Origin of the sequence: Robiginitalea sp. (assembly GCF_049588695.1) — a bacterium.
GTDB lineage: Bacteria > Bacteroidota > Bacteroidia > Flavobacteriales > Flavobacteriaceae > Robiginitalea.
Genome location: NZ_JBAVZJ010000426.1, coordinates 1 through 11,526, shown reverse-complemented (window position 1 = coordinate 11,526; position 11,526 = coordinate 1). Strand labels below are relative to the sequence as shown.

The 11,526-nt window shown below is 46.4% G+C and carries 13 protein-coding genes and 5 tRNA genes; 3 read left to right on the top strand and 15 right to left on the bottom strand.

The window, feature by feature from the left end; genetic code table 11:
* Positions 1 to 16: 16 nt before the first annotated feature.
* The 15 genes from WBV75_RS10135 to WBV75_RS10065 all read right to left on the bottom strand — a co-directional run bounded on the left by WBV75_RS10135 (position 17) and on the right by WBV75_RS10065 (position 9,644).
* Positions 17 to 89 (bottom strand) — tRNA-Trp (locus WBV75_RS10135).
* Positions 90 to 167: 78 nt separating this feature from the next.
* On the bottom strand, positions 168 to 1,355 hold the full coding sequence (gene tuf, locus WBV75_RS10130) for an elongation factor Tu (RefSeq protein ID WP_424120498.1): 1,188 nt from the start codon (positions 1,353 to 1,355) through the stop codon (positions 168 to 170).
* Positions 1,356 to 1,500: 145 nt separating this feature from the next.
* Positions 1,501 to 1,572, bottom strand: a tRNA-Thr gene (locus WBV75_RS10125).
* 78 nt (positions 1,573 to 1,650) lie between these two features.
* A tRNA-Gly gene (locus WBV75_RS10120) sits at positions 1,651 to 1,726 on the bottom strand.
* 127 nt (positions 1,727 to 1,853) lie between these two features.
* Positions 1,854 to 1,936, bottom strand: a tRNA-Tyr gene (locus WBV75_RS10115).
* A 28-nt stretch (positions 1,937 to 1,964) separates the two neighbouring features.
* A tRNA-Thr gene (locus WBV75_RS10110) sits at positions 1,965 to 2,038 on the bottom strand.
* Positions 2,039 to 2,123: 85 nt separating this feature from the next.
* On the bottom strand, positions 2,124 to 2,441 hold the full coding sequence (gene hpf, locus WBV75_RS10105; protein WP_424120497.1) for a ribosome hibernation-promoting factor, HPF/YfiA family: 318 nt from the start codon (positions 2,439 to 2,441) through the stop codon (positions 2,124 to 2,126).
* Between the two features lie 35 nt (positions 2,442 to 2,476).
* Complete coding sequence (locus WBV75_RS10100) at positions 2,477 to 3,370, bottom strand: tyrosine-type recombinase/integrase (RefSeq protein WP_424120496.1); 894 nt, start codon at positions 3,368 to 3,370, stop codon at positions 2,477 to 2,479.
* Positions 3,371 to 3,455: 85 nt separating this feature from the next.
* Positions 3,456 to 3,650, bottom strand: coding sequence for a 30S ribosomal protein S21 (gene rpsU, locus WBV75_RS10095; RefSeq protein ID WP_289725756.1), 195 nt, complete (start codon positions 3,648 to 3,650; stop codon positions 3,456 to 3,458).
* Between the two features lie 63 nt (positions 3,651 to 3,713).
* A complete protein-coding gene (locus WBV75_RS10090; RefSeq protein ID WP_424120495.1) occupies positions 3,714 to 4,880 on the bottom strand; it encodes an acyl-CoA dehydrogenase family protein in 1,167 nt (388 codons plus the stop codon).
* Positions 4,881 to 4,889: 9 nt separating this feature from the next.
* The gene (locus WBV75_RS10085; RefSeq protein WP_424120494.1) at positions 4,890 to 5,732 is read right to left on the bottom strand and encodes a ComEA family DNA-binding protein; all 843 of its coding nucleotides are present in this window, start codon (positions 5,730 to 5,732) and stop codon (positions 4,890 to 4,892) included.
* A 28-nt stretch (positions 5,733 to 5,760) separates the two neighbouring features.
* Positions 5,761 to 7,827 (bottom strand): amino acid carrier protein, encoded by a 2,067-nt coding sequence (locus WBV75_RS10080; RefSeq protein WP_424120493.1) that lies wholly within the window; start codon positions 7,825 to 7,827, stop codon positions 5,761 to 5,763.
* 214 nt (positions 7,828 to 8,041) lie between these two features.
* Positions 8,042 to 9,049: a potassium channel family protein gene (locus WBV75_RS10075; protein ID WP_424120492.1), complete on the bottom strand. Its 1,008-nt coding sequence runs from the start codon at positions 9,047 to 9,049 to the stop codon at positions 8,042 to 8,044.
* 3 nt (positions 9,050 to 9,052) lie between these two features.
* The gene (locus WBV75_RS10070) at positions 9,053 to 9,298 is read right to left on the bottom strand and encodes a PspC domain-containing protein (RefSeq protein WP_424120491.1); all 246 of its coding nucleotides are present in this window, start codon (positions 9,296 to 9,298) and stop codon (positions 9,053 to 9,055) included.
* A gap of 31 nt (positions 9,299 to 9,329) precedes the next feature.
* Complete coding sequence (locus WBV75_RS10065) at positions 9,330 to 9,644, bottom strand: rhodanese-like domain-containing protein (protein ID WP_424120490.1); 315 nt, start codon at positions 9,642 to 9,644, stop codon at positions 9,330 to 9,332.
* Positions 9,645 to 9,812: 168 nt separating this feature from the next.
* On the opposite strand from WBV75_RS10065, the gene WBV75_RS10060 reads away from it, so the two are divergent.
* The 3 genes from WBV75_RS10060 to WBV75_RS10050 form a co-directional block, all read left to right on the top strand.
* Complete coding sequence (locus WBV75_RS10060; protein WP_424120489.1) at positions 9,813 to 10,280, top strand: MarR family winged helix-turn-helix transcriptional regulator; 468 nt, start codon at positions 9,813 to 9,815, stop codon at positions 10,278 to 10,280.
* Positions 10,273 to 10,929, top strand: a complete 657-nt coding sequence (locus WBV75_RS10055) for an NAD(P)H-dependent oxidoreductase (RefSeq protein WP_424120488.1) — start codon at positions 10,273 to 10,275, stop codon at positions 10,927 to 10,929. Before WBV75_RS10060 ends, WBV75_RS10055 begins: the two co-directional genes overlap by 8 nt.
* A 41-nt stretch (positions 10,930 to 10,970) precedes the next feature.
* The coding region (locus WBV75_RS10050; RefSeq protein ID WP_424120487.1) for a YceI family protein at positions 10,971 to 11,526 on the top strand (556 nt) is incomplete at its 3' end.

The window sequence follows — 11,526 nt, the reverse complement described above, 5'->3', positions numbered from 1 at the left end:
TGCATTATAAGCTTAGCACGGGAGGAGAGGCTCGAACTCCCGACACCTGGTTTTGGAGACCAGTGCTCTACCAACTGAGCTACACCCGTATTTACAGTGAAAGGGTGCCTTCCCGATATGGATCAGGACGGGCCCCTTCACTGTTTAATGATTCCTCTTGTGATTTCTTAATCGAGAATCTTCGTTACCTGACCGGCTCCAACAGTACGACCTCCTTCGCGGATAGCGAAACGAAGTCCTACACTAAGGGCAATCGGCTGAAGTAAATCGACAGTAATCGTCAGGTTATCTCCTGGCATTACCATTTCAACTCCATCAGGAAGAACGATTGTTCCCGTAACATCAGTAGTACGTACGTAAAACTGTGGACGGTAGTTGTTGTGGAATGGAGTGTGACGTCCACCTTCTTCTTTTTTAAGGATATACACCTCAGCTTCGAATTTAGCGTGCGGGGTTACAGAACCTGGCTTACAGATAACCATTCCCCTTTTAATATCCTTTTTCTCAATACCGCGAAGCAGGATACCCACGTTATCACCAGCCTCACCGCGGTCGAGAATCTTACGGAACATCTCAACACCTGTAATCGTAGAGTTCAGCTTTTCAGCTCCCATCCCGATAATTTCAACAGCATCTCCTGTATTAGCCACTCCGGTTTCAATACGTCCTGTAGCTACAGTTCCACGTCCGGTAATGGTAAATACATCTTCAACCGGCATCAGGAAGTCTTTTTCAACATCACGCTTTGGCAACTCGATCCAGTTATCTACGGCTTCCATCAATTCTTTAACAGTATCGACCCATTTGGCTTCTCCGTTAAGAGCCCCCAGGGCAGATCCTGAAATTACAGGACTGTTATCTCCATCGTACTCGTAGAAAGAAAGCAACTCACGCACTTCCATTTCAACAAGCTCTAACAGCTCTTCGTCATCTACCATATCCACTTTGTTCAGGAAGACCACGATACGTGGAATACCTACCTGACGTCCCAAAAGGATGTGCTCACGAGTCTGAGGCATAGGACCGTCGGTCGCAGCAACAACCAGAATCGCTCCATCCATCTGTGCAGCACCCGTAACCATGTTTTTTACATAATCCGCGTGACCAGGACAATCCACGTGAGCATAGTGGCGGTTAGCCGTTTGGTACTCCACGTGTGAAGTGTTAATCGTAATACCCCGCTCCTTTTCTTCAGGGGCATTATCGATAGAATCAAAGCTTCTTGTTTCAGACAGCCCGTCTCCTGCCAGCACAGTTGTGATAGCGGCAGTAAGGGTGGTCTTTCCGTGATCTACGTGTCCAATAGTACCAATGTTCAAGTGCGGTTTGGAACGATTAAAAGTCTCCTTAGCCATTGTTAAATGATTTAATCTTAGTTTATATTAGTGTACAAATATTTATCAAGTCAGCTTCAATCTTCGAACTCCAATTACAAGTTCTTCATCTAAAACTGATTTTGAAAAGCGTACTGGTCTAGCAGCACCCTTGTTCTATCGTTTGAGCCAACGACGGGAATTGAACCCGTGACCTCTTCCTTACCAAGGAAACGCTCTACCCCTGAGCTACGTCGGCTTTTTGGGAGTTGTGTAATCCGAATATTGGCTACGGAATCCTCCGAACAACACTCAATTACCAACTCGCCCAAGGTATTGGAGCGGGAGACCGGGTTCGAACCGGCGACATTCAGCTTGGAAGGCTGACGCTCTACCAACTGAGCTACTCCCGCATTTTAAAACACAACACAAGGTGATCAATTTTTAAACTAAATCACCCTTAAAGAACATCCTGACCAAATTTTTCTCCTTGGCTTTACGAAAGCGAACTTTCGATACCCACTTGAGTAAAAATCTTTGTGGGGAGAGCAGGATTCGAACCTGCGAAGGTAAAAACCAACAGATTTACAGTCTGTCCTCGTTGGCCGCTTGAGTATCTCCCCCAACCCATTTCAATATTATGAACTTACGAGCCGATGGAGGGACTCGAACCCACGACCCCGAGATTACAAATCACGTGCTCTAGCCAGCTGAGCTACATCGGCTTAATGGGCCTTTTTATCCATAAAAAAGTCCGCTATTTCTAACGGACTGCAAATGTAGATAATTATTTTTTTAATCAAAATTATTTCACGAAATTTTTGGAGCGTAAACTACGGTAGGTTTTGTCTTCTTTTTTAAGAGCTTTCGCTCGAGGGATCCGCAGGCAGAATCGATAGCTTCTTCGAAAGATTTACACTGTTTCTTCACGACAAATACATCCCCGGGAACATGTAGTTTTATTTCCGCAATTTTGTTTTCTTTCCCACGGGTATTGACCACCTTTAAAAAGACATCGGCCCCGATGGTCCTGTCATAAAAGAGATCGAGTTTATTCATGCGTTTCTGAACAAAATCTATTAGCGATTCTTCTGCGTTGAAATTGACGGATTGTGTAGTTACTTTCATAAAACTGTTATTAAAATTAGAAACCTTATTCTGATTTATTCTTTGTTCCTCGGATGGGCCTCCAGGTGCACTTTCTTTAATTCAGCAATGCTGTTATGGGTGTAGACCTGGGTGGATGCCAGGGAAGCATGCCCGAGGAGTTCTTTAACTGCATTCATATCTGCCCCCTGGTTCAACATATGCGTTGCGAAAGTATGCCTGAGAATATGCGGGCTCCTCTTAACCTTTTCGGATACCTTGCTCAGGTATTTCGTTATAATTCTATAAACAAGTGTTTCATAGATTTTATTGCCCGACCCGGTGAGGAACAGGACGGGGGAATCCGAATCCGGAAAACTTTCCTGTCGCAGCCGCAGGTATTCCTCAATATGTGGTATCACCTCCCTGACCAGGGGTAGTATGCGTTCCTTGTTCCGTTTCCCTGTCACGCGAAGGGTTCCCGACTCCAGATCCAGGTCAGTCAACTCAATCCCTATGAGTTCTGCACGCCGCATTCCTGTAGTATAGAAGAGTTCTACTACAAGCCTGTCCCTCGCCGTTTCAAAATCTGAATCCTCAGTCGACCAGGTAGAGAGTAACTCCCTCATTTCCTCCTGAGAAAAGGGCACCTCTACTTTCCGATCCGTTTTCAAAGGCCTGTGGCCCGCTAACGGGTTGGATTCAATATACCCCTTCCGCAATAGAAATTTATAATACGACTTCAGGGAAGCTATTTTCCGATTGACGGTTCGGTTGCTGCAGCCATCTTCCAGGCAGGAAATGATCCAGCTCCTGATAATCGTATAGGGCAAGGTATTCATTGAAGTATCCCCGTGCTGCTCCTTACAATAGGATTCAAAACTCCTGAGGTCGCGCAGATACGCTTTTACAGTATGGCCTGAGTACTGGCGTTCAAAGGCGAGGTATTTACGGAATGCTTCAGGTGACATTCCTTAAAGATACAAAAGCAAAAAAAGAAAAACCCGAATTCGCTGGGAATCCGGGTTGAATCGTACGGCTTCTGGTCTTCTCAGGTTATATCTCTTCCTGATCCCTCAGATGCTGAATATATCTTGCTTTGAGCACTTGTTGGCGACGCTCGACAGACGGTTTTGAAAACTGTTGCCTTTTGCGCAGTTGACGCATGGTGCCTGTGCGGTCAAACTTACGCTTGAAACGCTTCAGTGCTCTATCGATATTCTCTCCTTCTTTAACGGGTATAATTAACATGGCTACAACCTCCTTTCGTTAGAAATGCGGGTGCAAATATACACGCATTCTTTAAAAACTGTTCTATTCTTTTAAAATATTTTTGGCGATGACCACTTTCTGGATTTCGGTAGTGCCTTCCCCTATGGTACAGAGTTTGGAATCCCTGTAAAATTTTTCTACCGGGAAATCTTTTGTATAACCGTATCCGCCGTGAATCTGAACCGCTTCATTCGCTACTTTAACACAGACTTCAGAGGCGTACATTTTCGCCATAGCGCTTTGGAGGGTAACGGGCTTGCCCTGGTTTTTTAAAAAAGCCGCCTTGTGTACCATTAATTCTGCGGCTTCTATCTCAGTAGCCATTTCAGCGAGCTTAAAGGAGATTCCCTGAAAAGCACTTATGGGCTTGCCAAACTGAATCCTTTCCCTGGAATACTTCAGGGAAGCTTTATAGGCGCCTTTGGCAATTCCAAGGGAAAGTGCCCCAATAGAGATACGCCCTCCATCCAGGATTTTCATGGATTGTATAAAGCCTTCTCCAACCGCTCCGAGCCGGTTTTCATCTGGCACGATACAATTGTCGAAAACGAGTTCAGCTGTTTCACTGGCCCGCATACCAAGTTTGTCTTCCTTTTTCCCGCTACTGAACCCCGGGGTGCCTTTCTCTACGACAAAAGCGGTCATACCGCGACTGTCCCCTTTCTCACCCGTGCGGACGATGACCACGGCCACATCCCCACTTTTTCCATGGGTAATGAAATTCTTCGCCCCATTGAGTACCCAATGGTCGCCCTCCTTTTTGGCCGTGGTGTTCATCCCACCTGCGTCAGAACCCGTGTTGTGCTCCGTGAGCCCCCAGGCGCCAATCCACTCCGCGGAGGCCAGTTTGGGAATCCAACGCCGCTTTTGTTCTTCATTACCGAACGTAAGAATGTGATTGGTACAAAGAGAATTATGAGCGGCAACGGAAAGTCCTATGGACGGATCCACGATTGAAATTTCTTCTATGATGGCGATATACTCGTGGTATCCCAATCCCGAGCCTCCCAGAGATTCCGGCACCAGAACACCCATAAAACCGAGTGAACCCGCCTTTTTCAAAACCTCTACCGGAAGGGTTTGAGATTCATCCCATTCCATAATATGAGGGGCAATATACTGTCGGGCAAAGTCCCTGGCAGACTCTGCCACCAGGCGTTGGGTTTCCGAATATTCGAAATTTACAGACAGTGAAGTTTCAGTAAGCATAGCAAATTTTTAGAGCTTCAAATATAGTGCAATTCTGTCAATTTTATCCGAAGGCAGGCTTTCCACCGAATTCAATTGATCCAGATGTTCGTAGGCTCCGATTTGATTTCTATAGGCCACAATATCCCTGGCCATTTGACGATTCAGATAGAGGATCCCGGACAACTCCTCCACGGAAGCGCGATTCAAATCTACCTTCTCAAAAGAAGGAACCGTGCGTAAGGGAAACGCCTTAATGGCCCGCCCGGCCGTTTCAGGGTCAAGGCCATAGACATCCTTTATTTGGGAGGCGATGCGAAACCCCCCAAGGGCTTTTCTGAACCGCACAATTCTTTTGGATAGCACAGGACCTATCCCCCGGATCACCTGGAGCTCTTCAGCAGTTGCCGTATTCAAATCCCTCATTTTTCGATTCTTGGGGGAATCCTTTGGTGCAATGTGTTTTGGAAATCGGAAAAAGGGAGATAGTCTTTGGCAGGTGCTGTCAGGGAGACCCGAAATTTTTTTAAACATTTCCATCCCGGTTATTCTCCCACCCTTACTCTTAAACGCATATAAAGAATCCAGGACATGAAATGGTATCCCAAGTATATATCCTTTGTAATCATCCAAATCATAGGGGTCCAAAGGTCGCAATGTCCATGGGTTTTGGGTAGCCAGAGTTGCCCGGAGGGTATCTAACCGCGCCTTAGCCGCGGGGATTGAGGTAACGGGTTCTGTAGCAGGTATTTCTAAAGGCCTCCTGGATAACACCCACTTCACCCCCTGAAGCAGGCACAGGATAATTAGGAAATAAAAAATCCCACTTCGCACACCGGGATGGTTATGAAAGTGGGATTCTGGTCGCCTCATGGTTCAAATATAGAACCGGAGCCTGACCCTATTTTGCAGTCTGCTTTCTAAAAAGCATGTTGTTTTTAAGATCTTTTAAATATTTGTTCAGATCCTGACGGACCTCCCCGGACATTATGTAAAGTCCAATGATATTTGGAAAGGACATCGCCAGGATCATCATATCCGAAAAATCGAGTACGGCACCCAGGCTTACAGAAGCACCGATAACCACAAATACCAGAAATAGCATTTTGTAGACCATCTCAGCGCGCTTACTCTTGCCAAAGAGGTAAGACCACGCCCGCATCCCGTAATAGGACCAGGAAATCATGGTTGAAAACGCAAAAAGGAAAACCGCAATCCCAAGTACGTATGGGAACCAGGAGAAGACACTCCCGAAGGCATCAGAGGTCAACTGAGCCCCGGCCATCCCCTCTACCTCGTGCATTCCTGTAAATATCAGGACCAGGGCAGTCAGGGTACAAACCACAACTGTATCGATAAAGGGCTCCAGCAAGGCCACAAAACCTTCGGAAGGGGGGTGTTTGGTTTTTACAGCACTATGGGCAATAGCAGCAGAACCGACTCCGGCCTCGTTCGAAAAGGCCGCGCGCTGAAATCCAACTACCAAGACCCCGATAACCCCACCTTTAATAGCAGCAGGGCTGAAGGCACCATCGACAATCGCTGCAAATGCACTCCCTACGTTCTGAATATTCATAATAATAACCGCCAAAGCCGCAATCACATAGATCGAAGCCATCAGGGGTACAATCCTCCCGGTAACGTTGGCAATACTCTTTATACCTCCGATAATCACAACTCCGACAAGAATCGCCGTGACCACTCCAAACCAGAAGCCATTCCCCTGGAGAACAGAAAACTGACCTGCTAATTGTTCAAAAGACTGGTTTGCCTGAAACATATTTCCACCTCCGAAAGAAGCTCCAACGCACAACACGGCAAAAAGACCGGCCAGCACTTTACCAAGTCCTTTCATATTTCGTTTTTCAAGGCCGTATCTCAAATAGTTCATCGGACCTCCGAAAACCCGTCCGTCGGGAAGTATATCCCGGTACTTTACCCCGAGGGTACACTCTACGAATTTGGAGGACATCCCCAGCAACCCGCAGACAATCATCCAGAAAGTAGCTCCGGCGCCTCCAAGTGAAACAGCCACAGCTACCCCGGCGATGTTCCCAAGACCCACTGTTCCGGAAACGGCAGTGGCGAGGGCCTGAAAATGCGTTACCTGCCCGGGAGCGTCCGGGTCGTCATAAGTTCCGCGAGCGAGTTGCAAGGAATGGCGGAAGCCCCTGATATTGATAAAGCCCATTCGAATAGTAAAGAATGTAGCCCCCAATACAAGCCATATGACTATAAATGGGATTCCCTTGGTTACAGGATCGCCATTGGGATGTGTGAGCACCTTTGGTTCGTCGTATGTGATTTCTGCAAATAAATGCGCCCCGCGCTTAATCACATCTTTGGTGTTATCGGAGTCATAGATAACTTCCCCTTCTCCCACCAGATGATTTAATGTTCCACGAGATGTACTGTTAACCGTGATGTCTCCACCGCTTTCACTCGAGATATGTGCTATGGGGTCTCCTTTGGACACCTTGCTCCCCTCGGGGCGAATCCATTTCCTGAGCACATAGCGATTGGATACTTCCGGACTCCATCCGGGAATTGGAACTTTTTCAGAATCGATGTAGACTACCGGATCGTAAATCCCTGAAGCCGCAAAAGGATCCCAAAACAAGACAGCCCCAAGGGCGCTGACCGCAGGAGTCATGGCCCCGTTGAATACTTCTGTGATCGCTTCGGTGGGTACTTTAAATACCCGTGTAACTGAGTTTCCCTGAGCGTCGGTTATTATAACGTCATAGGATATGCCTTCTACCAGTCCGGTAGCACGGTTTGAGCTTAAGGGCGTGGCCTGGTTGCTCCACTTATACGTGTAAGGGGGGCGACCTCCGGTAACTTCAAGACTGACCACCCCGTCATTGATTCGATTTGAGGGATTCGTGATGGTTTCTTTGACCCGAATATCCTGGGCGGTGGTATAAAATGCCAGAAAAAATAGTAAAAGGGTACATATGCGCGTCATAAAGATGGCTTGAGTTAGATAATTAGTGATTGTTAGGTCAGGCAATATCCTAAAAAAATACCACCCTATCAAATTCCAAAATGATAAAGGATTGACGAATCCGCCAGAATGAAGGTGGGAGAAGGCTTTGTTTGGGGTCTGGCCCCGTGTATGATTTTGGGCCTGGGCTCATGAATGAATAACAAGCTGACGGCCCACAGGGGAGGATTGGGCTTCAGCCGATATGGAACATTTCATTGAGTTTACGGATCTGATCGGCCCTGCCCAATACGATTACTTTGCTTTTTGGTTCCAGGGGCATATCGGCCTCAGGATTTATAATATAGGTACCATCGGGTTTCACATAACCGATAATGGTACAACCGGTTTTCCGGCGCAGGTCCAAATCCCTGAGGGTATTACAATTCATCTGGTTTGTAAAGTCCTCAATCTGCACTTCCTCGAGATTGGTGGTATGCTCTCCCTCCATGGAAAGTTTGTCCATAAAAGTGATGAGATCCGGGAGTACGACCAGGGATGCCATATGATCTCCCCCGATCTTATCGGGCATGATCACCTTGTTTGCCCCTGCGAGGAGTAACTTCCGCTGGGAAGTGATCTGGGAGGCCCGGCTGATGATAAACAAATCTTTATTTAACTGGTGGGCCGAGAGGACTACAAATAGATTCGCAGCATCGTCCGGCAATGTTGTAATCAAGTATTTGGCCTTATCTACCCCGGCGGAAAGCAATACCTGGTCCTCATTGGCGTCTCCCTCCACAAAAAGTACTTCGTCTTCGTGCTTTTCAATAAGTTCGCGGTCTCTTTCAATAACCACAAAGGGACGGCCATACTCTTTTAACCGCGCTCCGGCCTGAGTTCCGTTTCTGCCGTACCCGCATACAATCACATGGTCCTCGAGACCCGCTATTTTCTGTTTCACTTTTTTCTTTTTTAAAATTTGAAGGGAATTCCTGCTCAAAATATACTCGGTAACCACTGAAATGGCAAAGGCAAAAATAAAAATGCTCGCGGTTATCAGCACCACCGTAAAGAGCTGTTCTTCAGTACTCAGAGGGCGGACTTCCTTAAAACCCACAGTAGAAACCGTAATAACGGTCATATACAGGGCTTCCACCCAACTGAAATCAGCAATATACCTGTAACCCAGCACTCCGAAGAGCAAGACCAGGGAAACCATAAAAAGGGCGAGGTAGATCTTGGATCGAAAGAGTCTTAGCATGATCTATAAGTCGAAGACAGAAGTCCGTTTGGTGTACACCAGATCTTTAATCCTCAGCCAGAAAGCAAGAAACAGATAAAGTGCGAATCCGAAACCCAGGGTGACAAAGGTCAGGTAAATAAAGGTGGTCCGGACCACTCGCGTGCGAATCCCCAGGCGTTCCGCGATCCGCCTGGATACCTCAAACCCCCTTTTCTGAAAGTAATAAAGGATTTGATAAAAGATACCCACAGGTCGTGAATGCTCCATCCTGGATGTCAAAGGGGCCGGCATATTGGTATTATCCGATGGTAACTTCACCTTCCCATTCATTCATTCCACCCGAAAGATTGTAAGCGCTTGAAAAACCCCTGGCGGTCATCAGGGCGCAAGCCTGCCCGCTGCGATTGCCCGACCGACAATACACATAATAATGGGCCGCCTTATCTAAAGCGTCAAGCCCCTCCAGAAACTCTTGTGGTTTATAAATATCGAGATGTTGCGCCCCCGGAATGAAGCCTTCCTCCATTTCCTCAAGAGTTCGCACATCGAGAATCACTGCATTATCATCTTTTTCCAGGCGGGAGCGCCATTCTTCTTGGGTAAGATCAGCCATAATAGCAATACAATTAGGTTTCAAACAAAAATACACAATCCTGAATAACCCGCATAGTCCCCGGACAAAGGATTGAGTCCATTATGAAATTTAAATTAACAAATTTTTAGTACCACAGATTTTGTCAGCCAGAAGAAGTCTACATACATTTGTATATACAATTATTGTATGGACATGAATGTAGAAGAACGTATCAAGACTACGACAACGCTTCCTCCCGAGCGACGGACTATCATTCACCTGATGTTGGTAAATAACCACATTCAGGATGTTCTTGCACAGGCGCTTAAGCCCTATGATGTGAGTATTCAACAATTCAATGTCCTCAGAATACTCAGGGGTCAAAAGGGTGAACCTGCAAACCTGAGCACCCTCAATGATCGTATGGTTAGTCGGATGAGCAACACCACACGCCTGGTCGATAAATTAATATTGAAAGGTCTTACGGAGCGTAACACCTGTCCCGAGAACCGGCGAAAAGTCGAAATACGGTTAACAGAAGAAGGTGTCAATGCCTTGAATAAAATGGACATTGCCATGGAGCAGGCGGAAAAAGAACTTATGAGCGCACTTGACCCTAAAGAAATTGGTGAGTTAAATAAACTTTTAGATCAAATAACTTTTAAGAATGATTAGTACAACTGAAAAAATGACGACAAGTTACCTGGACGCTTTGCAATGGCGCTATGCGACCAAAAAATTCGACTCTTCGAAACGCATTGACGAAACGGATTTGACAACCTTGCAACAAGCTATACGGTTGAGCGCCTCGTCTTATGGGTTGCAACCTTATAATGTGCTGGTTATCTCCGATACGCAAATTAGGGAGAAACTGCGTCCCGCCTGTTGGAACCAACCTCAAATAACAGAGGCTTCACACGTCTTTGTTTTTGCAGGAAAAAAAGACTTTGATCAGACCCTGATCGATTCATACCTGAACCTGGTCTCCACTGCGCGAAATCTGCCATTGGATTCCCTGGCGGGTTATGGGGACTTTATGAAATCAAAGCTCCTCGATTTGCCCCAGCCTTCAAAGGCCTCATGGGCAAGTCACCAGGCCTATCTCGCTGCAGGGAATTTGCTCTCCGCTGCAGCTGCGCTCCAGATTGACACCTGTCCGATGGAAGGTTTTGAAAAAGAAGCTGTAGACGCCGTTTTAAATCTCGAAGAAAAAGGTTTGACGACTGCCCTGATAGTCGCTGCGGGTTACCGATCCGAGGCAGACGAGACACAATATTATAAAAAAGTACGCCGGACCCCCGAAGAACTCTTTATTCATATTTAATTATTTAACACGTATTTAAACACCATTAAATCTCAAACCCTATGAAACGAACATTATTAACACTGACACTCGCGCTTTTCACATTTGGCGCCACTCATGCTACAGAACCTGTAGAAATTGAAACAAAAGAAGTTAAAACCAAAGAGAGCAAAGTAGCCTGGAAAGCCTATAAAGTTACAGGCTCGCACAACGGAACAGTGGAATTAAAATCCGGAGCTCTGATGTTTGACAACGACAAGTTGACCGGAGGAGAATTTACCGTGGATATGACGTCCTTAATTGTTACGGATCTGGAAGGAGAAAGCCGTCAGAAACTCGAAGGGCACCTCAACTCTGATGATTTCTTTTCTGTAGCATCCAATCCTACTTCCAAGCTTGTATTCACCAAGGTAAAATCTACCGGAAAAAACTCCTATGAAGTTACCGGAAACCTCACGGTTAAAGGTATTACCAAACCTGTGACTTTTGATGTTTCTGTTTACGGAAGTAAGGCAACTGCCACCATGAAGGTAGACCGGACCAAATTCGACATCAAGTACGGTTCCGGAAGCTTTTTTGACAATTTGGGAGACAAAACGATTTACGACGAGTTTGACC

Excerpts from the sequence above, each read along its gene's own strand:
- tuf (WP_424120498.1), bottom strand. The coding sequence starts at position 1,355 with ATGGCTAAGGAGACTTTTAATCGTTCCAAACCGCACTTGAACATTGGT.
- hpf (WP_424120497.1), bottom strand. The coding sequence starts at position 2,441 with ATGAAAGTAACTACACAATCCGTCAATTTCAACGCAGAAGAATCGCTA.
- WBV75_RS10100 (WP_424120496.1), bottom strand. The coding sequence starts at position 3,370 with ATGTCACCTGAAGCATTCCGTAAATACCTCGCCTTTGAACGCCAGTAC.
- rpsU (WP_289725756.1), bottom strand. The coding sequence starts at position 3,650 with ATGTTAATTATACCCGTTAAAGAAGGAGAGAATATCGATAGAGCACTG.
- WBV75_RS10090 (WP_424120495.1), bottom strand. The coding sequence starts at position 4,880 with ATGCTTACTGAAACTTCACTGTCTGTAAATTTCGAATATTCGGAAACC.
- WBV75_RS10085 (WP_424120494.1), bottom strand. The coding sequence starts at position 5,732 with ATGAGGCGACCAGAATCCCACTTTCATAACCATCCCGGTGTGCGAAGT.
- WBV75_RS10080 (WP_424120493.1), bottom strand. The coding sequence starts at position 7,827 with ATGACGCGCATATGTACCCTTTTACTATTTTTTCTGGCATTTTATACC.
- WBV75_RS10075 (WP_424120492.1), bottom strand. The coding sequence starts at position 9,049 with ATGCTAAGACTCTTTCGATCCAAGATCTACCTCGCCCTTTTTATGGTT.
- WBV75_RS10070 (WP_424120491.1), bottom strand. The coding sequence starts at position 9,298 with ATGGAGCATTCACGACCTGTGGGTATCTTTTATCAAATCCTTTATTAC.
- WBV75_RS10065 (WP_424120490.1), bottom strand. The coding sequence starts at position 9,644 with ATGGCTGATCTTACCCAAGAAGAATGGCGCTCCCGCCTGGAAAAAGAT.
- WBV75_RS10060 (WP_424120489.1), top strand. The coding sequence starts at position 9,813 with ATGGACATGAATGTAGAAGAACGTATCAAGACTACGACAACGCTTCCT.
- WBV75_RS10055 (WP_424120488.1), top strand. The coding sequence starts at position 10,273 with ATGATTAGTACAACTGAAAAAATGACGACAAGTTACCTGGACGCTTTG.